This is a genomic window from Paenibacillus sp. MMO-58 (assembly GCF_037146255.1).
Taxonomy (GTDB): domain Bacteria; phylum Bacillota; class Bacilli; order Paenibacillales; family Paenibacillaceae; genus Pristimantibacillus.
Genome location: NZ_JBBCVY010000003.1, coordinates 109359 through 131745 on the forward strand (window position 1 = coordinate 109359; position 22387 = coordinate 131745).

The following is a 22387-nucleotide window of genomic DNA, read 5'->3' on the forward strand; positions in this document are numbered from 1 at the left end:
ACGTCATGACGCAATCCTATCATATTGTTGGCCTGACTGGCAGCTTGCGCAGGGGTTCCCTGAACAAAACGTTGTTAAAAAATGCGGCGGTGTTTTTACCTGAAAACTATACATACACTTACGCCGACCTCGGCGACCTGCCGCTCTATAACCAGGATCTTGAGGAGGATCTGCCGGAATCCGTCAAGCAGTTCGCCGAGCTTTGCAGCTCCGCAGACGGCTTTTTGATCAGTACTCCCGAATATAACGGTCTAATTACCGGCGTTCTCAAAAACGCGCTAGATTGGGTATCCCGGAAAAATATCGGCGCGCCGCTTGCGACGAAGCCGGTCGCCGTTATGGGTGCTACATCCGGCCCAAGCGGCACGGCACGCGCGCAAACAAACTTGCGCCAGCTGATCTTTGCGCTTGATATGGATCCGGTGAACCGTCCGGAGCTGAAGCTTGCCGGGGCGCATATGAAGTTTGACGATGACGGGCGGTTAACGGACTTTGCTACCTTGCAGGTGCTGCAGCAACTAATGGAGAAATTCGTCCATAAAGTAGAAAGGTCGAAGGAATAGCGGAAATGAGTAACAACGGGATTTATATGCGGATGCTTGAGCTCGGCGACACAATGCCATTGCTTGAGCTGAAGCTGAGGAATCGTGCTTTCTTCCAGCCTTTTGAGCCCATTCGTGATGAGAAGCATTACACGCTGGAGGAGCAGGGGAAGGAAATCGCTAACGGAATTTCCGCCGCACAGCAGGGACAGGCTTATTTTTACGGAATATTCCTGACGGAATCGGATGAGCTGATTGGCCGGATTGCCCTAACAAGCGTATCTTGGGGAGTGTTCCGGAATGCGTATATGGGATACTTTATCGATCAAGCTCATAACGGCCGAGGTTATGCGACAGCAGCGGTATCGGCTGTTGTAGGCAAGGCATTTAATGAACTTCAATTGCATCGCATTCAGGCAGGCGTAATGCCTAGAAATGAGCGTTCCATCCGCGTACTCCAAAAAGCAGGCTTCAGGCAAGAAGGCCTGGCCCAGCGTTACCTAAAAATAAACGGTCAATGGGAAGACCATTTCTTATTTGCAATCACAAAAGAAGATATTTCTAACTAAAAAAAGCGGCTGTGCAGTAGTAATCCTGCACAGCCGCTTCTTCTTATCCCTCTAAAAGGTTAAAAGCAAACGAAGTGTTTTGAATGTTTCTGGAGAAGTGCTAACGTTCGTTTTTGCTCGTGGAGTCCAACCAGAAAATTTAATTGAAGGAATCCATGAGCAACGGCGATCGGAAGAACATTCAAAATACGCAGTTTGCCCTTTTAACCTCCGCCCCCTCATGTTTCGAACAAAACCTGCCCCGTCAAAGACAAATCATACCCTGATACGGAGCTAAGCTCGTTCTGGAAAGCAGGGGAGTTGATAATGCCCTGGACGGCTGCAATCCATGCCATATTCTCCGGCTTCTTCAGCAGCACCAAATCATATTGCTCTTGAATGAGCGGAACAAAGTCCACATTGCCCACGATAGTGGCGGCTTTTTCAATGCCAACCCCAACATCGGCTTCCCCCGAAGCAACCTTCCCGGCAACCCCGATATGATTGCTTTCCTCATATTTATAGCCGGAAAGTTCATCTGACTTAATTCCGTGCAGCCGCAGCTGTTCATCGAGCAGAACCCGGGCGCCGGAGCCTTTCTCCCGGTTTACGAACCGGAGGCCAGGTCGTCCAAGATCGGCCCAGCTGCCAAGCTGAAGCGGATTTCCATTGGCGACATACAAGCCTGCGCGGCGCTTTAGCAAATGAATTACTTTATAGGAGGAGCCAATCAGTAATCTTCGGATGTAGGGCAGGTTGTATTCGCCCGAATCGCCATCCAGCAGATGAGTGCTTACAATATCTGACTCTCCTTTATACATGGAAATCAGGCTGTCCAGACTGCCGACATACGAGCGTAAGGGACGGATGCCTGGTATATGTTTTTCCATATGCTTCGCAAGAAGATCAAGACTGACATCTTGACCGGTAATGACAATCGGGCGGCTGCTTCCAACGGGAAAGCTAGTCGCGGACTGTGCGATAGGATGTATGGGTGCAGAAAATTCCGTTCCTTTTCCCGCGTTTTTTGTTTTAAGTTTATAGGCTTCAAGATCGGATGCGTCTACCCGCATCTGCTTGCCGACACGGTAGGAGGGCAGATCGCCTTTCTTGATCAGATCATAGACGGTAAGCTTGGATACTTTAAGAATCTGGGCGATTTCTTCGGTTGTATAGGAAATATCATCGGCCATTAAAGTGTTCACCTTCAATTCAACGGTTTGGCCATATTGTAACATAACATACAACTCTATTGTGCTTCGGGAACAAAAAGTCAATTTTCTATTGGATTGTAAAGTGATGTATGATATAAACTAGATATAAATAGATATAAATAGATATATTTGGAGGAGATCGGATGAGAGTGAAGTTTAAAAGAGGTTTGGTTTTATTAGGTCTAGCTATTGTGGTTCTTGTTATGGCGGCTTGCGGCAATAACAATACAGCTGGCAATAACGCAGCCAGTAAGGTTGAGCTTACCATATCCGCGGCGGCCAGCTTGACGGATGCGCTTAACGATATTCAGAAAACGTACGAGGAAGAAAATCCGAATGTGAAGCTGAATTTCAACTTTGGCGCTTCGGGCGCTCTACAGCAGCAAATCGAACAAGGAGCTCCGGCCGATCTGTTCCTGTCCGCTGCCGCGAAAAACCTGAAGGCGCTGGTTGACAAGCAGCTTATCGATACGGATAATCAAACGAACCTGCTCAGCAATGAGCTTGTTGTAGTCGTTCCGGCTGATGGCGGCGCTAAGCTTGCATCGGAAGCCGATCTGACCAAAGCGGAAGTGAAGCATGTAGCGATTGGCATTCCGGAGAGCGTACCTGCTGGCAATTACGCGAAGGAATCGTTAACGAATGCGAAGCTGTGGGATTCGCTGCAATCCAAATCCGTGCAAGGCAAGGACGTTAGGCAAGTGCTTCAATACGTAGAGACGGGCAACGCGGACGCGGGCTTTGTGTACAAGACGGATGCCTTGACTTCGGATAAAGTGAAAATCGCGTTTAACGTAGATCCGGCAACCTACACGGCTATTCAGTATCCGATCGGAATCGTGAAAGCGACGAAGCACAGCAGGGAAGCGGAAGATTTCTACGCGTATTTGCAATCGCAGGAAGCGCTTGACGTGTTCGTGAAATACGGCTTCTCTGTACCTGCAAAATAAGAGTCATCACAAAAGAACGGGCAGCTCCCGTTCTTTTTCTTTTGGTTTGTTTTACATGGTCAGCAAATCGGATTAAACTGGAAATTAGCGAGAAGAGGAGGTATTCATGCGTAAAGTTTTTGTTGCCGCGGCTATATTGTTAGTTCTGGCTGTTATGGTTTTATCCCGTAAGAGTGAGGAAGGTTTTCGGATTACGGTCCACAATCAATCGGATCAGGAGATTTCCCGGCTGACTCTTGTCTATCCCAACGGTTCGAAAAAATTCAAGATGGAGGCTTATTCGGAGAAAAAGCTTCATGTTATACCCCGTAATTTCGGGGAAGGCTCCATAAACCTCCTGTATGAGGATAAGCTTACGAAACAGGATATCACGATTTTTGGCTACATCGAAAATAATTATTGGGGAAAAGCCGACATTATCATTGATTCGAAAACCGAGAACGGTGACCTTCAGGTCACGGTGAAGACGGAAGATCATCTTTATTAATTCTAAAATACGAATGTTGGAAACCGCGATCTCGGATCGCGGTTTTTTTTGGTTAATTTTCAGGAAGATTATGCAAACTAAGATTTATTCTATCCTTGGCAGAGGTGTGCGGATGACTTTTTCTAAAACATTGCGAAACATGATCGTTAAGGAATCGGAGAATAAATCCAATCCGAATAAGCAGCAGCCTCCTCCTGAACAGGACTCCCAGCCGCCGACGCTCGCGCACACGCTTGACGAGTTCAAAGAATGCAGCGATATTACGCATCGCACTTTTCCCGATCATCAGGTTGACCTTGTGTACTTCGATCAAATGACGGACAAGGATAAGCTCAGCCGGCATATTCTGTCTCCTCTATTGAGCGGAAACGATGAGGAGATCGCCATGATGCTGAAGCATTTGCGATCTCTCAAAACAACCAGCAGCAAGACGCTAATTCTGGATGTATTATCAGGAGGCATTGCGGTCTTTCACGGCCCGGATGCTTACGTATTCAATGTCTATAGCCCGGAAACAAGAGCGATCAGCCAATCCGAAACGGAGACGGTTATTACCGGCCCGCACGATGCTTTTACGGAGCAAATCAATACCAGTCTTGCCATGATTCGTTCCCGGCTGAAGAGCTCCCATCTAAAGGTGATTAAGCTGTCGGTTGGCGAGGTTTCCAAGACGGATGTGTACCTGCTCTATGTGAAGGATATCGTCAATATGAAGTTTGTTGAAGAAGCGAAAAAACGGATTCAGCAGATTGAGGTTGATGCTATCCTCGACACGAATATGCTCATTCAATACATGGATGACAATAAATATTCGATTTTTCCGCAATATCTGACTTCCGAGCGTCCAGACGCCATTGTCTCAAAGCTCGTTGCCGGACGCGTAGCTGGCCTTGTAGATGGTAGCCCGTCCGTGCTTACGTTGCCAACTTCGTTTTTCGAGTTTTTCTCTTCTTCCGACGATTATTACCAGCGGTGGATATTGGGCAGTGCGATCAGATTGCTCCGCTTCGTTGCGTTTCTTATTACGATTAGCTTTACGGCTCTATATGTATCCGTTACGACGTTTCATTACGAGATGATCCCGGAGAATTTGTTGATGACGCTTACCGAGTCCAGGACAAGAGTACCTTTTCCGCCTTTATATGAAGCTTTGCTCATGGAAGTTACGATAGAGCTGCTGCGCGAAGCCGGGGCCAGACTTCCAACCAAGATCGGCCAGACCATTGGCATCGTTGGCGGTATCGTAATTGGCCAAGCTGCCGTACAAGCCGGTCTGACCAGTAACATCCTGATCATCGCCGTTGCTTCGTCAGCGATCGCCTCATTCGTCATTCCGAGCTATGTGATGAGTGCATCGATCCGTTTAATCCGGTTTGGTCTTATCTTGTTAGCTGGATTCCTGGGCAATTTTGGGCTTGTATTTGGCATCGCGGCTATCGTTATTCACTTAAGCGGACTGACCAGCATGGGATCTTCTTACCTTAATCCTGTTGCTCCGTTTGAGCCAAAGGACTGGAAGGATATTTTCATTCGCGCTCCGTTCAATTCGATGCGGGAAAGACCAACGCAGAGCGCTTCCCCTAACATGGTGCGAAATAAAACCAAGGAGTGATTGCCATGAATACGGAGACGAAGGAAAAGCTCTCCCCGTTCCATACCACAATCCTCGTCTATATGATTCAAACCGGTGTGATGGCATTAATCCTTCCTCAGTTGCTCGCAGAGACCTTTGGTACGAACGGATGGATCACGGTACTGGGGTTTGGGTTAATAGCATCCGTAAATATCCTTCTAATTGGTGCGGTATATAAGCTGGGGAAAGGGCGCTCGATCTTTCAGATCCTGGAGCAGTCGATCCCCAAATTTCTGCTGGTGCCGGTTTATTTGGCTATTGCTATGAACTGCGCGATGCTTGGATGTATGGCCGGGAAGGAGTATATTCTCATCTTCCAGATGTATGCTTTTCCGACAACAAGCCCGATGGAATTCAAGCTGATCATGGATGCACTGGTATTTTGGATGCTGACAAAGGGCTTGTACAATATCTCGAAAGCCTCCACCGTCTTCTTTTGGTTGTTCGCGTGGATGTTTTTGCTGCTGTTCTTTTTCTATTCCGACTTTAACTGGTCAAGACTAACGCCTTTTCTATTCAAGGGAGGACATTTCAGTTTTCTGGAAAGCCTCGATATTTACTCCTCGTTTCTTGGCTATGAAATCCTTCTTCTTGCGTTTGGCTATATGAATCAGAGGACGAAATTTGTAAAGTCTGCTTTGATCGGCAACGGCATGACAACTTTGACTTATTTCTATCTCTCCATTGTTACATTTGGGATCTTTAGTCTCGAGCAGTTGAAAAACAAGGCTTTTCCCGTGCTGGAAATGTTAGCCTATATCCGGTTTCCCTTTATTGAAAGGATGGAAAATTTACTGTACGGTTTTATTCTGTTCACCGCCTTGTTCTCTATTGTTATGTATGAGTGGTGTGCATTGGAAATGGTCAAGCAATCCTTCCCGAAGCTGAAAGGCAATTTCCTTGCGTTTGTACTAGTGCTGACATGTTACCTGATCGCCTTCATACCGGACACGCTTAACGAAGTGGGGGATTGGCTCAGTACGTTAAGTTTGATTGAATGCGGCATTGCATTTGGCTTGCCGGTATTATTGCTTATAATACTTATGTTTCAGAATATGGGGAGTCGTCCTGCTCATGAAAAAAACGCAAATTAGGTTGCTGGCGTTGGTTATGCTTATTGTGCTTCCCGGCTGCGATTACCGGATCTTGGAGAGAATCGGCTTTACCTATGCAGCCAGCTATGACACCGCTGCGGAAGATCAGGTGGAGGTTACCATCAGTATACCGAGGGCGGAACCAACGGTTAAATTAAAGAGGGAAATCCATTCCGCGGTTGGCAGAAGCTCAAAGGATGCGAGAATCAAATTTTCCAACGAGACAGACTTGCTCCTTGTTAACGGTCAGATTCGCGTACTGCTTTATTCGGATGCCCTTGCACGCAAAGACTTGTCCAATGAAATCAACAGCGTCCTAAGGGATACGTCTATATCGCCGCTCGTTAAAATCACATTGGTAAGCGGCAGCGCAAAAGAGTTGCTGGGGAAGGACTACAAGCAGCATCTTTCCACGGACAAATATATTAACCGCCTATTGGAAAAAGAGAGCAGCAACCATCGTACTCCGAAAACAACGCTTTATGAGTTTGAAAGGGATTATTACGATGACGGGATTGATCCCGTTGCTCCCATTCTGAAGGAAGTTGGCAATGATATTTCGGTCGATGGCATCGGGTTATTTCGGGATTATAAATACGTTGCCAAAATCTCGAACAAGGATTCCTTGTTATTTGCTATTTTGCGGGGGAATTTAAAGAAAGGGGACATGAGCCTGGATCTCGGGAGCAGCGAAGAAGCAAGTTCACATGAATATATTATGTTTTCATCGGTTATAAGCGATCGGAAGGTTCACGTCGAACATAAAACAGGCGGGACCATTCATGTGACAATCGACGGTCATCTAAGAGGTTCTGTTCATGAATACATCGGGAACAAGAAGTTAAGCAATGATGCACAGCGGCATGAGGTGGAGAGCAAGGTTTCGGAAATTTTGTCGGCTAGAGCAAATCGACTGATCAAGCAGCTGCAGCAACATAAAGTGGATAGCCTAGGCATTGGCATTTCTGTTCGCAACAGCATGAAATACGAGGCGTGGAAGAAGCTGGACTGGCGCGAGGTATATCCCAAAGTCGAAGTTGACTGCAAAATCCATTTTAAAGCGAAGGATTATGGTAAAATAAGGTAGAATTAAGGTGTGTCCGCTAAAATAAACAGCAAACCCGCTGCAGGAACCAGCCTGCAGCGGGTTTTTTTGTGTCTTATTGCATCGAGCGGTATGGCGTCGAGTGCATGCCTTCGTTTTGGGAGTTGAAGTTCGAATAGGAATGTTGTGCCTGTTGCGATGCATATCCCGTGTTGTAGGACGGTGTATGGGTATTAAAGGATTGCGAAACCGAGGAGTTGAATTGCGTATGAATCATGCTCTCCACTTGTCTGCAAATTTGCGATACTTGCTGAAGCTGTTGAATAGCGGTTTGGTGGCCTTGAAGAGCTGTTTGGATGATTTGGGCTGCTTTTTGCTCGCGTGCCGCAAGTTCTTCAAGACGTTGCGCATTTTGCTGTTCTTGCTGAAGCAGCATTTGATAATTTTGGCTGGCTTGTTGCGTTTGGTTAACCAGCTGTTGAATCACTTGCTCACATTGATGAAGGGATTGGCTTGCTTGATTGTTATTTGCGAATTGCATGTTCTGAATTCCTCCTTTGATTTGACGAACACGTATAGAATCCCTTCCGGGACAATTACTATTCAATTTTTTCGTCCGTTATAAATTGAGCTGGAAGGGACATTCTAATAAGCGGTGCTCGACTTAATCCCGACTTGTTTACTTGGAGGAAGTAATGGAGAAGAAGAAGCAATTAGACCTGGCTTCCATCGCAACAATTCCTTTAACGATGACTTTAGCGAACTCGATTTTGATCCCTGTCCTTCCTTCCATGCAGAAAGCGATGGGAATAACCGCGGTGCAATCCAGTTTGTTGATTACGGCGTATGCGGCTGTAGCGATTTTGTTTATCCCGATTGCCGGTTATCTTTCAGACCGCATCGGCAGGAAAAAAGTGATTTTGCCCGGGCTGCTGCTGGTTGCGGCGGCAGGCGCCTTTTGCGGCTTTGCCGCTATATCGTTCAATAAACCTTATGCTCTTGTCATGACAGGGAGGTTGTTTCAGGGATTGGGTGCTGCAGGCTGTTTCCCGGTAGTGCTTCCGCTTGTCGGTGACTTATTCAAGAAGGAAGAGGATGTAAGCAATGGACTTGGCCTTGTCGAAACGGCCAATACGTTCGGCAAAGTGCTTGCCCCAATCATTGGATCTGCTTTGGCTATGTGGACCTGGTACATGCCGTTTTGGTTTATCCCGGTATTCAGCTTGATATCGTTTATTCTTGTAGCCATATGGGTTAAGGCTCCCAAAGATAAAAAGCCGGCTGTTCCTTTTGGCCAATTTGTTCGGGATGTCATCTCTTTGTTCCGAGAAAAGGGAAGATGGATATGGGGCGTGTACGTAGCGGGCGGAATCAATATGTTCGCTATTTTTGCCTCCTTGTTTTATTTATCGGAGATTCTGGAGGAACGGGGAAGTCACGGGATCCTGAAGGGATGTCTCGTTGCTATTCCGCTTGCAGCCTTATGCTCCACCTCATGGGCGATTGGCAAATGGATCGGCCAAAATAAAAAGCTGATGAAATGGATCAGCGTAATTGGCTTTATTGAAGCTGCGGGCAGCCTTATTTTTTTGGCATTTGGGGGAAGGGATTCTATTTGGTTCATTATTATCCTCCTCTTCGTTGGCTCTATTGGCCTTGGGGCCGCTTTGCCGAGTCTCGATGCCCTGTTGACCGAGGGAATCGAGAAGGAGCAGCGCGGCACGATCACTTCCATTTACAGCAGTATCCGATTCCTTGGTGTAGCGGCGGGACCTCCCTTATCCGCGTTGCTGATCGCGCATTCGAAATCTTCATTATTCTGGCTGTTAACCGCTTGCTGCGTTGCCGCCGCTCTCATAGCTCTGTTTACGATTAAGCCAAAGCAGGCTTAAAACGTTATATCCCGGCAGAACCCTTCATACCTTCTAAAAGAATGGAACCGGAGGAGGGATCAGCGTTTTGGCCAAGTCTGAATGGTATGAGCATCGCTTCTGGCTGCAGATTTTGGGAGATCATGGCAGATTTATTCTAAATACCTTGTCGCCTGTCGAGAGCAATGATATCAAGCTTGCCAATTATTTTATAACGGCCTTTGATCAGTTACTCGAGTATGCCAGACAGTCTTCATCGGAGACGGATTGTTTGTCCATCAGCAGACAGGCGCTTGATTTGACGATCGAGATGCGGTCATTCAAGCTGAGCTTGCTGGAGAGAGCCTTGTTAGGAAAAGTAAAAATCATGCTGACTCCGACTTTTCTGAACCATATGGTCAACGAGCTGGAGGAATATCTTCGTATATTGAAGGAACTTGTTGCAGGCAAGCCGGTTCCCGTATTTGATGCCCTTCACCATGACTTCTTATGGCTGCCGGATGCGGCCGGTCATGCGGCTGCTATTGGCAGTGACCTGGATTTTGTTGAGAAGCTGCTGATCAAGCAGACTCAAATATTCGAAGAACGCTTTAACCAGCTGTATTTGAAAAGTATCGAAATGGCGGGTTACATGAGAACGGAATTGAAGGATTTTCCCGCGTTTCGCAGGCTTCATAAAGAAGTGGATGTGGAGATGAAGCTGTTTGTAGCTTTCCTGAAAGAGCTCGAGGAGCTTGAGGTAACCGATGAGGTGCTTGACCGGATCAGCCCGTTAATGCCCGATCATATGATGCGGGAAGAGTGCTATTACCTTACGAAGCTGGCTCAGCTAGGACTTGTACCGAATCCGAACTGCCAGGCGGATAAACCGAGGGTTCAACCCTGACGATGCGATGACTATCTCGTGATGAGATAGTCATTTTTTTGTGGGGAATGAAACAAAGACAAAGCATGGCCCGTTTGAGGTATATGTTTTTATTTTCCATATGAAGGAGTCTGAAGGGCTAATGATGAAACAAATGATACTTGCTGCGGCGTTTGTTACGCTGTTAAGCGGCTGTGGTTCCAATAACGGGGATCATGCACAGAAAGTTCGTTATTCCATAGGTGATCAAGAGGTTATGCTCACAGGATTGCAGGATATCACGTTATCCGGCCAAAAAGAAGAAAACGGCTTATTTAATGAGATTTCGGTAAGCACCTTAACGGTATCCAAATCGTTCACTTGGTCCAATGTCACCAATCCTGCGTATTATCCGGCAATAGAGGTTGCTGATCTGAATGAGGACGGCGATAATGAAATTATAATTGTCTTGACGAAGGGGTATGGGACAGGCGTTAATGCGCAAGAGCTCCATATCTTAAATGAAGATGACCTGTCGGAGTTAACGGTCGAGAATCCCCTCTATTACATTATCAAGCATTCTCATTCCAGTATTCAGAGCATAGGCGATAAGGTAAGAGTCACGATTGAAGTTGACGGACAAACCTATTACAAGGACTATGCGAAGTCTATCGCCGGAACCTGGAATGATAAAATAGAGTTTGGAAACGTCTTGAATTATGCGGTGTTGGATAACAAGCTGGTCGCTTTGGTACCCGGTAACCTATCTCCTGCTGAATACCCGGTTACGGTTAAGCTTGAATACGGGAAGGATTTTAAGGTAGCGAAATCAAGGATAATAGAGCAGTAGGAGCTGAAGCTTGTGTTTCTAAGAAGCGTGGAGATCAGGCGGGACGAGCATAGAAACGAACGGGAATATCCGTTCACGATTCCGGCGATTAAGTCGATGGACAGGCTGCATTTCCGTTCAAACGTAACGTTTCTGGTTGGCGAGAACGGCTCGGGCAAGTCGACCTTGCTTGAAGCAATCGCTTATCAATGCGGCTTCCATACGGCTGGCGGGGGCAGGAACAACGCTTATGAGGTGGATGCTTCATCGGCGATACTGGGCAACGCCATCAGGCTGGCTTGGATGCCAAAGGTGACGAACGGGTTCTTCCTGCGTGCGGAAACCTTTTATCATTTTGCTTCTTATATCGACACGCTTGAACCCGATGTGTTAAGCAATTACGGAGGCCGCTCCTTGCACAAGCAATCGCATGGGGAAGCTTTCCTGTCGCTGTTTAAGCACCGGTTCGGCAAAAAAGCCATCTATCTTCTCGATGAACCCGAGGCGGCATTATCTCCGGCCAGGCAGTTGGCGCTTATGCGCGTTATTAAAGATTTATCGGGGGATGCCCAATTTATAATCGCAACGCATTCCCCGATTCTGCTCGGGTATCCCGAGGCGCAAATCTATAATTTTGACGAACAGCCCGTTGAGGAAATTGCTTACGAAGATACGCTGCATTATATTTTGACGCGCAGATTTCTCGAGAACCGAAAGACGGTGCTTAAAGAATTGTTTGAAGACTAAAGAACAGTAGGGGGAAGATTGCAATCGTGGAGGACCAATGGAGAATTGCTGAGCATAATCCGCTGTGGCCTGACATGTTCCAAAAAACAGCCGCAAGACTGCGTGCAGCCCTAGGCGATATCGCATTAAGAATTGATCATATCGGATCAACTTCGATCAGCGGTTTGGATGCAAAGCCTATTATCGATATTCAAATTTCTGTCTCCCGATTGGACGAGTTGGATGGCTATAAATCCAAGATAGAAGAGCTCGGATTCGTGTATAGGGAAGACAATCCCGACATGTCAAAGCGATACTTCAGAGAAACTCCCGGCAACCACAGAACCCATATTCACGTAAGGCAGGCAGGAAGCTTCTCGGAGCAGATGAACCTGTTGTTCCGGGATTATTTGCGGCAGCATCCGGAGGATCGCCTGCGTTACGGTCAAGAGAAGCACCGCTTGATGGAGCTGTACAAGCATGAACGGATCAAATATGTTGAAGGTAAAGGACCAATCGTATGGGACATTCTGCAAAAAGCGCATCTTTGGTCGCAAAGCGCCGGCTGGCAGCCGTGTTTGTCGGACATATAGAGGAGGGCTTTTTTGAAGTTATTTATTGGCTATATCACTTTAATATGCTCCTACGTACTAGCATCACTCATTTTAGGAGCAAGATTTGACGAGTTTGATTATTCCTATATAGTGGGATATGCCATCGTATTTCTAATTAGTTTTCCCAACGCCTATATATCGAGAAAGCATAATAAAACCTATTGCTTATGGTTAGGTTGTTCCATCATACCGGGCATATCATTCATGATTTATGCAAAGCTGCATGGGGATTCATCCGGCCTGATGATGCTCCCTTGGGACTGGGGGTTATTGGAGCTGTTCATTCCGGTCATTTTTATTGTGGCGCAAATTATTTTCTTTTTGGTTCAGCTAGGCATACGCGATAGGAAGAGATTAAGACTCAATAGAATTCGGGAGGAACAACATTGACCTTAACCCAACTGAAATACATCATTGAAGTCGCGAATCGCGGCTCCATCAATGAAGCGGCGAAGAGGCTGTTTATTTCGCAGCCAACGCTGTCTAACGCGATCAAGGATCTGGAAGAAGAACTGCAGCTGGCGATCTTCGAGCGTTCGAATAAAGGAATTTCACTTTCGAAGGAAGGAGTGGAGTTCCTCGGCTATGCCCGTCAAGTGGTGGAGCAGGCGGAGCTGCTGGAGGGCCGATACTTGAACAAAAAGCCGTCTCCGCAGCATTTTTCCGTATCCACGCAGCATTATGCTTTTGCCGTAAATGCTTTTGTTAGTCTGGTGCAGGAATACGGACAAGAGGAATATGAGCTGTCGCTTCGGGAGACGAAGACCTACGAAATTATCGAAGACGTAAAAAGCCTGCGAAGCGAGATTGGCATTCTTTATCTGAACGAATTCAACGGCAAAGTCATCAATAAGCTGCTGAAAGACTCGAACCTGCATTTCACGAGCCTGTTTACGGCCAAGCCGCATATTTTCATCAGCATTAAGAACCCTTTGGCGAAGCAAGCCAAGGTAACGATTGACCAGCTGGACGAATTTCCGTATCTGTCCTTTGACCAAGGGGAGTACAACTCCTTCCACTTCGCGGAGGAGATTCTCAGTACGTTATCGCATAAGAAAAGCATCCGGGTCAACGACCGCGCGACTTTGTTCAACCTGCTTATCGGCCTGAACGGATATACGATATCGACCGGCGTTCTAAGCGCGGACCTCAACGGAAACGAGATTATTCCGGTACCGCTCGATACGGACGAGACGATTAACGTAGGCTGGATTGCGCACCGGAGCACTGCGTTATCCAAGCTTGGAACCGCCTATATCGAAGCCCTGCATCAGGCGATACCGCCGGCTCCATGATATAGTTTTTGGCTATAGCTAGATATAGTATTTTCCAGTTACACTATAACTCGAAATCCGTGATATCTTTCTTGTAACAAATATTGAGGAGTTGTTGCAAGATGGCAAAGAGCAGTGTATTGGGGTACCCTCGAATCGGTGAAAACCGTGAATGGAAAAAAGCGCTTGAAGCATTCTGGGCAGGAAAACTGGAGGAATCCGAGCTTCACAAACAGCTGCAGGAAATTCGCTTGAACCATCTGCGCAAACAGCTGGACAAAGGCATCGACTTCATTCCGGTGAATGACTTCAGTTACTACGATCAAGTATTAGATACAGCCGCCATGTTCGGAATCGTTCCGAAGCGGTTTTCTTATAACGGCGGTCCGGTTCCGATTTCCGTCTATTACGGTATCGCCCGCGGCACGAAAGACGCTGCAGCAAGCGAAATGACGAAATGGTTCAACACGAATTATCATTACATTGTTCCGGAGTTTTATGGCGCTCAGCCGGCTCTCATGGAAAATAAACCGCTTATCGCTTACCGCGAAGCGAAAGAAAAGCTCGGCATCGAAGGCAAACCGGTTATTCTTGGACCGTTCTCTTTCCTCAAGCTGTCGAAAGGATACGGCCGTTCCGAGGTTGATTCCTGGCTCTCGATCCTTCTTAAGCTGTATGTTCAAGTTCTTCAAGAGCTTGAGGCGGAAGGCGTTCAATGGGTGCAAATCGATGAGCCCGTGCTTGTGACGAAGCTGAGTAATGATGATTTGGCCCGTCTGAGAACGGTATACGGCAAAATTGCCGAAGCAGTACCAGGGCTCAACATTATACTGCAGACTTACTTCGAATCGGTTGAGCAGTACAAGGAAATCGTTAACCTGCCTGTACAGGGTGTTGGCCTAGACTTCGTGCATGGTTTGAAAGGTAACCTGTCCGCGATTCGCCAATACGGCTTCCCGGCAGACAAAGTGCTTGGCGCCGGCGTGATTGACGGCCGCGGTATTTGGAAGGCACCGCTTGGGAAGAAGCTGGAGCTCTTGAAGGAGCTGCAAGGTCTTGTACCGGCTGACAAGCTGCTTGTTCAAACTTCCTGCAGCCTGCTGCATGTCCCTGTCACGACAAAGCCTGAGACCAAGCTTCAGCCTGAGCTGAAGAACGCGCTTGCCTTCGCGGATGAAAAGCTGGACGAGGTTGTTCTGCTTACCCAGGCCTTGAACAATGGCGAAGCATCCGTTGCTGAGGCGCTTCAGTTGAACCAGTCGGATGTTGGGGCTTTAGAGCAGTCCGCTTCCCGGAACCGTTCCGATGTTCAATCCGCGGTAGCGCGTATTGAAACGCAAGTACCGGCAAGAAAATCTCCGTTTGCGGCACGCAATACGGCTCAGCAGGAGAAATGGCAGCTGCCTTTGTTCCCGACTACAACAATCGGAAGCTTCCCTCAATCGACGGAAGTACGCAAGGCGCGCCAATCGTGGCGCAAAGGCGAATGGAACAACGAGCAGTATTCGAACTTTATTCAAGACCAGATTGATGCTTGGATCAGCTATCAGGAAGAAATCGGCCTTGATGTACTGGTACATGGCGAGTTTGAACGGACCGATATGGTTGAATTTTTCGGCGAGAAGCTTGAAGGCTTTGCGTTCACTCAAAACGGCTGGGTGCAATCCTACGGCTCCCGTTGCGTGAAGCCTCCGGTTATTTTCGGAGACGTCGCTTTCAAGGATGCGATGACGGTCGAAGAAACCGTGTATGCGCAATCCAAAACAAACCGTCCGGTAAAAGGCATGCTTACGGGTCCAATTACGATTATGAACTGGTCCTTCGTTCGTGACGATATCGAGCGCGAGCAAATTGCTTATCAGCTTGCTTATGCTCTCCGTCAGGAAGTGGAGGCGCTTGAGAATGCCGGCATCGGCATGATTCAGGTGGATGAGCCGGCAGTTCGGGAAGGTCTTCCTCTGAAGGAAGAGGAGCAGAAGCCCTATCTGGATTGGGCGGTTAAAGCGTTCCGCATGACAACCTGCACCGTTCAGGACACGACGCAAATTCACACTCATATGTGCTATTGCGAATTCCATGACATGATTGATTCCATCGAAGAGATGGATGCGGATGTCATCTCCATCGAGACTTCCCGCAGTCACGGCGAGCTGATCCATAGCTTTGAGGTGAATACGTACAAGCATGGCATCGGCCTTGGCGTTTACGATATTCATAGCCCTCGCGTACCGGATGTTCAGGAAATGACCACCATGATTGACCGCGCGCTTCAGGTTCTTGATCCTAAGCTGTTCTGGATTAACCCGGACTGCGGATTAAAGACACGAGGCAAGGAAGAAACCATCGCTTCGCTGCGCAACATGGTCGAAGCCACCAAGCTGGCGCGCGACAAGTTTACCGTTAAGGCATAAGTTAATTCCAGAGACTCTACCAGCTCGATTGGTAGAGTCTCTTTTTGTGTTATTTTATCTTTTTTTTCATATTTGGGCTTAAGGTGTTACAAAATAGAGTTGATAGCCGTCTTATACATGTCAACGTTAAGCCCGGGGCAAGCGTTAAGGCAATTGAATATCAGGGAGGCAATGGAGAATGAACATTTCCAATCCGGCGCCGGATTTGTTTAAAGATATCTTTCATAAGCATTATCCGTCGGTACTTCGAAAATTAATAGCACTCCTGCGGGATCAATCGGCAGCAGAGGATTTAGCCCAGGAAGTATTCCTGAAACTATACAAGAATCCGCCGTCAAGGCCGGAAGCCGTTGGGGCTTGGCTGCATCAGGTTCTTACAAGAAGCGCCTACGATTACTTGGATCAGAAGGCAAGAGAACGAATGCTGGTGCAGCGGCAGGAGAAGCAGCTGATGACAGAGCCGCAGTCTTTCCAATCCGGGGAGCAGGCCGTAATCAAGCAGGACGAGGAAGAGCAGGTCCAAGGCTGGCTGAACTCATTGCCTGAAAGGGAGAGAGATTTGCTGCTGCTTCGTTACTCGGGATACAGCTATTCGGAAATCGCTCAGGAATTAAATGTACAGCAGCCTCAAGTAGGCATGCTGCTGAAGCGGGCGGGGGAACGATTAAGAAAGCAAGCGCTAAAGCATGAAAATTAATGGTCGCATGAATAAGGAGAGAGAGCAGATGACAAATCATCCAATCGATGAACGGAAGCAAGCCGACTTGCGGGCTTCGGAAGAGACGAACGACGCTTGGGCAAAGCTTGAGCTTAAATTGAAAGAACAAGAAGGTTCTCCGGTGTGGGGAGCGTGGATGAAGGAAGGCGTTACTGCGGAGGATACAGAGCATAAAGCCGCTGGTCTAGCGCCCATGCTTGGAGAGGAACCCGACTCTTATAGAGAGAAAGTCGGGGAGAAGGAACGCCTCGTTGCGAAGCCGATACCTTCCCCTTATCGCAGCTGGTTGAAGAAGCATGGCATAAAGACAGGCGTCGCCGCTGCTGCCGTATTGATCTGCGCGGCAATCGCAATCCCGTCTACGAATGAAGCGCTGGCATCGATTCTCGGCAAGTTTAAGATGAATCAGGTTGCGGTTGTGCAGGAGGATGATCTCAATACGGCATTGGAGGGCTTCTTCGGAGCCAATGCGTCCGTGGAATCGAGCAACAAGTTTGGTCAATTCGAGCGCACCTTTTCCGGTGAAGACGCCTCCGATCTAACGGTTGCGCAAGTACGCGAGAAGTACGGGATCGAGCTTAAGGAGAAGCTGGACCTGCCGACGTACGGGAAGCAAGCCGAGCTACAAATTTACGCACAGCAAGGGCAGGCTATTACTCTTCGTTTAGACGTGGATAAAATAAACGATGTGATGAAAAAACTCGGAGCGCAGCAATTGCTGCCGGCGTCCGTTGACGGCAAAGCGATCACGCTGCGGATGGGCGAGGGAATAAACGCCGATTACAGCTTTGTGGATTCAAACGGTAAATCGCATTATGTGGGAGTCAACGTCATCCCTGTTCCGGTGGTCGAAATGGACCCGTCTATGGAGGCGAAGGACGCGTATGAAGCTTTGATCCGATTCCCCGTTCTGCCGACTAACTTGAAAAACGTATTGATGCAAAGTACCCGGATTTCCGAAGGAGAGGTTCCTTTCCCGATTATTACAAACGGCAATGTGACGAAGTCGATCATGAACGGTTCGGACGTCTATTTCGAGAACAGCAAAAACGTTTGGAATGGCTGGAACGCCACTTGGCTGAAGAACGGAAAAGTCACGCAAGTTCAAATGTATGATGCCGATTCGCGCGAAGAGGCCGAACAGATAGTGAAGGAATTGATTGCGCAATGAGTTATGCCATTGAAACATTCAGCTTGACGAAAAACTACGGGAACGGACGCGGCTGTCACGATGTCACGCTCCGCATTCCTGCCGGGGAAGCCTTTGGCTTCCTTGGCCCTAACGGGGCCGGCAAGAGCACTATTGTTAAGATGCTGGTAGGACTGACGACGCCAACGGAAGGGAAAGCCTTATTGTTTGGTCAACCTGCGGGATCCGTGGAAGCTAGGCGGAGAATTGGTTATTTGCCGGAATTATTCCGCTACCCGGGATGGCTAAGCGGAGAAGAGGCTATGCGTTTTCATGCCAAGCTGTGCGGTATGAAAGGCTCCGAAGTCAACCGCCGGATTAACCGATTGCTGGACGAGGTAGGAATCGGACAGCGAGGGAAGGATCGGATAAAAGGCTATTCCAAAGGGATGCAGCAGCGGCTGGGTCTCGCCTGCGCGTTGTTGGCCGATCCGGACATCGTATTTCTGGACGAGCCGGCATCCGCCTTGGATCCCGTTGGCCGTCATGAAGTACGCGAGCTGCTCCAGCGTTTGCGCAAGGAAGGAAAAACAATTTTCCTGAACTCCCATCTATTGGAGGATGTGGAGCTGTTATGCGATCATGTGGCACTGCTGAACAATGGCAGAATTCTGGCGGACGGGCGTGTATCGGATGTGCTCCGGGCTTCGACCCGCTGGCGCTTCCGGGTGGGGGGCATGACTCCGGAGCTGCTGGACTGGCTTCGCGAAACGATGATTGCACCGGTCGATATCATTCCTTGGGAGGGCAGCGAAACGCCTGCTTGGGGAGAGCATTGGCTGGAAGCCGAGCTTGCCGAAGACGAGCAGGTAGGCTATTTTAACCGTCTGCTGATGGAACAGGGACTGACTTTATACGAGACACGGAAAGTGAAGTCAAGCCTGGATGAATGGTTTTTGCAGGCAGTATCGGGATTGGAGCATAGGGGGGAAAACCGGTGATTGCCGTATGGATGTTAACCTGGAAAGAGCTGATACGCAAAAAAGTCACCTTGATGACTTTGCTGCTTACGGTTTTGTTTTGGATCGCTTTTTATTTTATCGCGCGAAGCGCGGGAGCTTCGGTATCGCATTACGAATCCGGCATCATAAGCCTGGATAATTTAATTGACCGCTTCAGGGGAAGCGCTATTTTACTTTGGATCGGCTTTTTCTTTGCTTCGTTCGCGACGGGCTTTCTTGCGATATTCAGCTCCGTGGCTGCCGTAACCGGCGAAGCGGAGCATGGGGTGCTGCAATCGGTATTCGCAAGACCGATTAAACGCACGCACTGGTACTTAGGCCGTTGGCTCGGTTTTGTTACGTTTTGTCTTGTTTATGCGCTTATTTTATTCATATCCATCATTGGTATCGTAACTTACGCGACGGGTGTTCACCCAGATTGGCAGGCAATCTGGCCGGCGCTTGCTTTGTTTGTTACCCCGGTATTGCTGATGGTTACCCTGACGATGCTCGCCTCCTGCTGGCTTGCTCCGCTTGGCAATGGGGTAGCGATGGTGATGCTCTTTGGGATGGGATGGCTTGGTACCATGCTCGACCGGGTTGTTGCAGCCGGCATGTTTGCATCCAATGATTCAACGAAAACATCCGATACCATGGAAACGGTGTCGGGTCTGATCCGTCTTCTTATTCCAACCGATGCTCTGCAGCAGCGAATGTTATCGGACTTATTCCAGGTCAAAGACCTGGGCCAGTCGTTCACCTCCAGAGATTCCTTGGGTTATTTTTCAATCGTAAATCCGCCGTCAGACGCTTTCCTATATTACACGGGCGTTTATTTCTTGTTTTTCCTTGCGGCCGGTTTGTACGCCATCCGAAGAAGAGACTTTTAAACAACCGTATAGGGGCAACAACGAATCGGAAGCCGCATACTCTGCGGTTTTTTTTTGCATGCGTTTAATGGTTAAACCGCGGGAGCAGAGGAAATTATTCTGGGAATGAAACGACAGATAGAAAGGAAGGTATCTACAGCGCTATGTATAGCATAACAACAACAGGATTTTTACTGGTTGACCCTTATAATGATTTTCTAGCAGAAGAGGGAAAGCTGTATCCCAGGACAACAGAAGTGTCGGAATCCGTTAACGCCATTCCTAACTTAAAAGCGATAGTTATCGGGGCTCGTAAGGCCGGAATACGTATTTTCTATGTGCCGCATCATAAATCCGAGCCTTCCAACCTCAAGCATAGGATATCATCGTTAAAGAGCATTGGGCTAGCAGCGGATTCGCAAACACGGATCTTGATCATCGGCTTAAATTCTCACTACGGAAGAGCTTCTAGCAAATCTTCAATATTTGAAAGCGGTTGCATAAAAAGAAGACTGGCGGCGATGTTTTCTCAGTTCGGAAAAGATTTTATATTTGGAACCGCTACAGCAGCTTATCAGATCGAGGGAGGTTGGAACGAGGACGGCAAGGGGCTGTCGATCGATCGGGGACAAGTTCGCCCATACTCCGGGCAAAATCCGAGACGGCACTACCGGGGATCTGGCTAGCAATGCGTATCATGACAATTTCGAATGGCATTCGGGTTTAGCTTGTCGTATGGGACTTATTCATGTCGATCATGCAACCCAGAAGCGGACCATTCGCGAGAGCGGCTACTGGCTGAGGGATCTGATCGCAAATCAGGAAAGCAGAAGATAAAACAAAGAGGGTTATTGAAGATTCGATCTTCAATAACCCTCTATTCGTTAAGATTGCCTTAATAATAGGGTGCCATCATTAGAAATACGACAACCCCGGTTAAGCTGACGTAAAGCCAGATCGGCATCGTCCAACGGGCGATTCTGCGATGTTTGCGCAGTTGGTTTGTCCATCCCCATACGAGAGTGAACAAGGCTAATGGCACGATGACGGCAGCCAGAATGCTGTGAGTGATCAGGATGAAGAAATAAATCGGCCGGACTACGCCTTCTCCGCCAAAACTCGCCGTCTCCGACGACAGGTAATGAAACGTTAGATAGGAGACAAGAAACAACAACGTTGAAGAGAAGGCGGCGAGAATGAACCCTTTGTGGAGCTTTACGTTTTTCCGCAGGATCGCGATCAACGCGGCTAGCAGGAAGATGAAGGTAAAGCTGTTCAACAACCCATTGATTCTGGGGAAGATGGTAAGGTCGAAATCGATATTCCCCTTGTAGCCAATCGGCGAGAAGAACAAGAGTAAAATAACGATATTTGCGATCAGCGAGATCGTGACGATAGCAGCCGTATAGTTTTTGTTGCTAGCTTGCTGCGTTATATTCTGTTTTTTGCTCATTAAACCGCAGAACTCCTTTCCAACCACATGGTAATGGCTTCATTATAGACGGGTTTGGCAGAACATTAATCAAGCTTTGATGTCGAAATAGCGAATTCTTATTGACTATTTCGAGGCGATAGAATTTGACCCTAAATTTCGCGGTCGTGAATGACGGAATATGGGGCAATGTCATAACGCAACAAGGAGTCGACCTTTTACGTCTATATGGCTGAATGAACTTGAACTGGAGAAACAACACAAACAGATGTTTTGGAGAGGATAATATTGAAACAAATATTAGCTATCATCCTATTAAGTATGATTTGCATAACGGGCTGTTCATTTGACAATGAAGCTAAAGGAATAAAGCCGATTCTATATAAGAAAACGGTTGGAGATTTGGCCTATGAAATTAAACTGGACAAAAACAGGTATGGAATGAATGATGATATTGTAGTGAAGACAAAAATAACAAACCAGGGAGAACATACGTTAACCTATGTTTCAGGCAGTTCTAGTTGTCCTAACCATGCAGTCGTGAATATCATACATGTGAAATCCAATAAAAGATTGGAAATTAAACCTTACGGGCCTTGCACGGCCGATTTAGGCAAATCGAAATTGAAGCCAGGTCTAACGGTCGAAGACACGGACAGTTATATGACGAAAATTTACGGGAAATCCGGACAAGAGAATGCACCGCTCGGAAAATACGATATAGAGGTAGCGTTGCTACCGGAAGATATAAGATCGACTGAAAATAATCATTCTGTTCCAATAGAACAACGTCAAAGTGTAAAAACGCAGATCGTTCTGGTTAAATTTACCTAGTTTCTTTCATTTGCTGACTAACGATTGTGGAGGAGCTGTCTCGGGCAGCTCCTTTTTATATTTGCTGCAGTCGCTCACCTAGCGATTCACTAACTCATAGTTAAATGAATAGTTACATAAATATTGTATCAAAAAGTGAAAAACCAAAAATTTCATTGAATGATTCAAAATAATTGAAATAAAACGTTGACTTCTTTTGGAAAATGCCGATATAATCTCGATATATTGGATTAAATGAATGAATTGAGGTGATTAGGACAACGGTGGCAATGGAAGATCATCACAGTCAGTCATTGTTGAAAGCGCTTTAATAAAATCGATG

At 47.5% G+C, this 22387-nt stretch carries 24 protein-coding genes and 1 pseudogene; 22 read left to right on the forward strand and 3 right to left on the reverse strand.

The window, feature by feature from the left end:
* Positions 1–5: 5 nt before the first annotated feature.
* Positions 6–563 (forward strand): NADPH-dependent FMN reductase, encoded by a 558-nt coding sequence (locus WFJ73_RS11525; protein WP_336773193.1) that lies wholly within the window; start codon positions 6–8, stop codon positions 561–563.
* 5 nt (positions 564–568) lie between these two features.
* Positions 569–1111 carry a GNAT family N-acetyltransferase gene (locus tag WFJ73_RS11530; protein WP_336773194.1) on the forward strand — a complete coding sequence of 181 codons (543 nt, stop codon included), beginning with the start codon at positions 569–571 and terminating at the stop codon, positions 1109–1111.
* A gap of 218 nt (positions 1112–1329) precedes the next feature.
* On the opposite strand, the gene WFJ73_RS11535 is transcribed toward WFJ73_RS11530, so the two are convergent.
* Positions 1330–2283, reverse strand: a complete 954-nt coding sequence (locus tag WFJ73_RS11535) for a helix-turn-helix transcriptional regulator (protein WP_336773195.1) — start codon at positions 2281–2283, stop codon at positions 1330–1332.
* A gap of 164 nt (positions 2284–2447) precedes the next feature.
* Between WFJ73_RS11535 and modA the strand changes: the two genes are divergently transcribed.
* The 5 genes from modA (at position 2448) to WFJ73_RS11560 (ending at position 7555) form a co-directional block, all read left to right on the forward strand.
* Positions 2448–3254 carry a molybdate ABC transporter substrate-binding protein gene (modA, locus tag WFJ73_RS11540; protein WP_442955942.1) on the forward strand — a complete coding sequence of 269 codons (807 nt, stop codon included), beginning with the start codon at positions 2448–2450 and terminating at the stop codon, positions 3252–3254.
* Between the two features lie 106 nt (positions 3255–3360).
* Positions 3361–3741 carry a hypothetical protein gene (locus WFJ73_RS11545; protein ID WP_336773196.1) on the forward strand — a complete coding sequence of 127 codons (381 nt, stop codon included), beginning with the start codon at positions 3361–3363 and terminating at the stop codon, positions 3739–3741.
* Between the two features lie 112 nt (positions 3742–3853).
* Positions 3854–5353 (forward strand): spore germination protein, encoded by a 1500-nt coding sequence (locus tag WFJ73_RS11550; protein ID WP_336773197.1) that lies wholly within the window; start codon positions 3854–3856, stop codon positions 5351–5353.
* 5 nt (positions 5354–5358) lie between these two features.
* Positions 5359–6468, forward strand: a complete 1110-nt coding sequence (locus tag WFJ73_RS11555) for a GerAB/ArcD/ProY family transporter (protein WP_336773198.1) — start codon at positions 5359–5361, stop codon at positions 6466–6468.
* Positions 6449–7555: a Ger(x)C family spore germination protein gene (locus WFJ73_RS11560; RefSeq protein WP_336773199.1), complete on the forward strand. Its 1107-nt coding sequence runs from the start codon at positions 6449–6451 to the stop codon at positions 7553–7555. Before WFJ73_RS11555 ends, WFJ73_RS11560 begins: the two co-directional genes overlap by 20 nt.
* A gap of 73 nt (positions 7556–7628) precedes the next feature.
* Here WFJ73_RS11560 and WFJ73_RS11565 read toward each other — a convergent pair whose 3' ends face one another.
* Positions 7629–8054: a hypothetical protein gene (locus tag WFJ73_RS11565; RefSeq protein WP_336773200.1), complete on the reverse strand. Its 426-nt coding sequence runs from the start codon at positions 8052–8054 to the stop codon at positions 7629–7631.
* A 154-nt stretch (positions 8055–8208) separates the two neighbouring features.
* Here WFJ73_RS11565 and WFJ73_RS11570 point away from each other — a divergent pair, with 154 nt between their 5' ends.
* The 14 genes and pseudogenes from WFJ73_RS11570 to WFJ73_RS11635 all read left to right on the forward strand — a co-directional run bounded on the left by WFJ73_RS11570 (position 8209) and on the right by WFJ73_RS11635 (position 20636).
* Positions 8209–9405 (forward strand): MFS transporter, encoded by a 1197-nt coding sequence (locus WFJ73_RS11570; protein WP_336773201.1) that lies wholly within the window; start codon positions 8209–8211, stop codon positions 9403–9405.
* Positions 9406–9472: 67 nt separating this feature from the next.
* Entirely contained in the window at positions 9473–10270 is a 798-nt protein-coding gene (locus WFJ73_RS11575; protein ID WP_336773202.1) for a DUF2935 domain-containing protein, read from the forward strand.
* A gap of 121 nt (positions 10271–10391) precedes the next feature.
* Positions 10392–11078, forward strand: a complete 687-nt coding sequence (locus tag WFJ73_RS11580; RefSeq protein WP_336773203.1) for a hypothetical protein — start codon at positions 10392–10394, stop codon at positions 11076–11078.
* A gap of 12 nt (positions 11079–11090) precedes the next feature.
* On the forward strand, positions 11091–11804 hold the full coding sequence (locus tag WFJ73_RS11585) for an AAA family ATPase (protein WP_336773204.1): 714 nt from the start codon (positions 11091–11093) through the stop codon (positions 11802–11804).
* Between the two features lie 26 nt (positions 11805–11830).
* A complete protein-coding gene (locus tag WFJ73_RS11590) occupies positions 11831–12376 on the forward strand; it encodes a GrpB family protein (protein WP_336773205.1) in 546 nt (181 codons plus the stop codon).
* A gap of 12 nt (positions 12377–12388) precedes the next feature.
* Positions 12389–12787 (forward strand): hypothetical protein, encoded by a 399-nt coding sequence (locus WFJ73_RS11595; RefSeq protein ID WP_336773206.1) that lies wholly within the window; start codon positions 12389–12391, stop codon positions 12785–12787.
* Positions 12784–13692, forward strand: coding sequence for a LysR family transcriptional regulator (locus WFJ73_RS11600; protein ID WP_336773207.1), 909 nt, complete (start codon positions 12784–12786; stop codon positions 13690–13692). The genes WFJ73_RS11595 and WFJ73_RS11600 overlap by 4 nt, the downstream gene beginning before the upstream one ends.
* Positions 13693–13793: 101 nt before the next feature.
* Positions 13794–16082, forward strand: coding sequence for a 5-methyltetrahydropteroyltriglutamate--homocysteine S-methyltransferase (gene metE, locus WFJ73_RS11605; protein ID WP_336773208.1), 2289 nt, complete (start codon positions 13794–13796; stop codon positions 16080–16082).
* Positions 16083–16260: 178 nt separating this feature from the next.
* Positions 16261–16779, forward strand: coding sequence for a sigma-70 family RNA polymerase sigma factor (locus tag WFJ73_RS11610; protein ID WP_336773209.1), 519 nt, complete (start codon positions 16261–16263; stop codon positions 16777–16779).
* A 28-nt stretch (positions 16780–16807) separates the two neighbouring features.
* Positions 16808–17971, forward strand: coding sequence for a hypothetical protein (locus WFJ73_RS11615; protein ID WP_336773210.1), 1164 nt, complete (start codon positions 16808–16810; stop codon positions 17969–17971).
* Positions 17968–18930, forward strand: coding sequence for an ABC transporter ATP-binding protein (locus WFJ73_RS11620; protein WP_336773211.1), 963 nt, complete (start codon positions 17968–17970; stop codon positions 18928–18930). The genes WFJ73_RS11615 and WFJ73_RS11620 overlap by 4 nt, the downstream gene beginning before the upstream one ends.
* Positions 18927–19820 (forward strand): ABC transporter permease, encoded by an 894-nt coding sequence (locus WFJ73_RS11625; RefSeq protein WP_336773212.1) that lies wholly within the window; start codon positions 18927–18929, stop codon positions 19818–19820. The genes WFJ73_RS11620 and WFJ73_RS11625 overlap by 4 nt, the downstream gene beginning before the upstream one ends.
* Before the next feature lie 500 nt (positions 19821–20320).
* Positions 20321–20419 (forward strand): annotated as a pseudogene (locus WFJ73_RS33375) (family 1 glycosylhydrolase); the annotation flags it as partial.
* Between the two features lie 115 nt (positions 20420–20534).
* Positions 20535–20636, forward strand: a complete 102-nt coding sequence (locus tag WFJ73_RS11635; protein WP_336773214.1) for a family 1 glycosylhydrolase — start codon at positions 20535–20537, stop codon at positions 20634–20636.
* Between the two features lie 58 nt (positions 20637–20694).
* Here WFJ73_RS11635 and WFJ73_RS11640 read toward each other — a convergent pair whose 3' ends face one another.
* Complete coding sequence (locus WFJ73_RS11640) at positions 20695–21252, reverse strand: DUF420 domain-containing protein (RefSeq protein ID WP_336773215.1); 558 nt, start codon at positions 21250–21252, stop codon at positions 20695–20697.
* Between the two features lie 267 nt (positions 21253–21519).
* Between WFJ73_RS11640 and WFJ73_RS11645 the strand changes: the two genes are divergently transcribed.
* On the forward strand, positions 21520–22065 hold the full coding sequence (locus WFJ73_RS11645) for a hypothetical protein (RefSeq protein ID WP_336773216.1): 546 nt from the start codon (positions 21520–21522) through the stop codon (positions 22063–22065).
* Positions 22066–22387: the final 322 nt, after the last annotated feature.

What these genes read in the sequence shown, in the direction of transcription:
- WFJ73_RS11525 (WP_336773193.1), top strand. Translation starts at nt 6, where the DNA reads ATGACGCAATCCTATCATATTGTTGGCCTGACTGGCAGCTTGCGCAGG.
- WFJ73_RS11640 (WP_336773215.1), bottom strand. Translation starts at nt 21,252, where the DNA reads ATGAGCAAAAAACAGAATATAACGCAGCAAGCTAGCAACAAAAACTAT.
- WFJ73_RS11550 (WP_336773197.1), top strand. Translation starts at nt 3,854, where the DNA reads ATGACTTTTTCTAAAACATTGCGAAACATGATCGTTAAGGAATCGGAG.
- metE (WP_336773208.1), top strand. Translation starts at nt 13,794, where the DNA reads ATGGCAAAGAGCAGTGTATTGGGGTACCCTCGAATCGGTGAAAACCGT.
- modA (WP_442955942.1), top strand. Translation starts at nt 2,448, where the DNA reads ATGAGAGTGAAGTTTAAAAGAGGTTTGGTTTTATTAGGTCTAGCTATT.
- WFJ73_RS11620 (WP_336773211.1), top strand. Translation starts at nt 17,968, where the DNA reads ATGAGTTATGCCATTGAAACATTCAGCTTGACGAAAAACTACGGGAAC.
- WFJ73_RS11615 (WP_336773210.1), top strand. Translation starts at nt 16,808, where the DNA reads ATGACAAATCATCCAATCGATGAACGGAAGCAAGCCGACTTGCGGGCT.
- WFJ73_RS11545 (WP_336773196.1), top strand. Translation starts at nt 3,361, where the DNA reads ATGCGTAAAGTTTTTGTTGCCGCGGCTATATTGTTAGTTCTGGCTGTT.
- WFJ73_RS11555 (WP_336773198.1), top strand. Translation starts at nt 5,359, where the DNA reads ATGAATACGGAGACGAAGGAAAAGCTCTCCCCGTTCCATACCACAATC.
- WFJ73_RS11635 (WP_336773214.1), top strand. Translation starts at nt 20,535, where the DNA reads ATGGGACTTATTCATGTCGATCATGCAACCCAGAAGCGGACCATTCGC.
- WFJ73_RS11610 (WP_336773209.1), top strand. Translation starts at nt 16,261, where the DNA reads ATGAACATTTCCAATCCGGCGCCGGATTTGTTTAAAGATATCTTTCAT.
- WFJ73_RS11565 (WP_336773200.1), bottom strand. Translation starts at nt 8,054, where the DNA reads ATGCAATTCGCAAATAACAATCAAGCAAGCCAATCCCTTCATCAATGT.
- WFJ73_RS11535 (WP_336773195.1), bottom strand. Translation starts at nt 2,283, where the DNA reads ATGGCCGATGATATTTCCTATACAACCGAAGAAATCGCCCAGATTCTT.
- WFJ73_RS11580 (WP_336773203.1), top strand. Translation starts at nt 10,392, where the DNA reads ATGATGAAACAAATGATACTTGCTGCGGCGTTTGTTACGCTGTTAAGC.
- WFJ73_RS11570 (WP_336773201.1), top strand. Translation starts at nt 8,209, where the DNA reads ATGGAGAAGAAGAAGCAATTAGACCTGGCTTCCATCGCAACAATTCCT.
- WFJ73_RS11530 (WP_336773194.1), top strand. Translation starts at nt 569, where the DNA reads ATGAGTAACAACGGGATTTATATGCGGATGCTTGAGCTCGGCGACACA.
- WFJ73_RS11560 (WP_336773199.1), top strand. Translation starts at nt 6,449, where the DNA reads ATGAAAAAAACGCAAATTAGGTTGCTGGCGTTGGTTATGCTTATTGTG.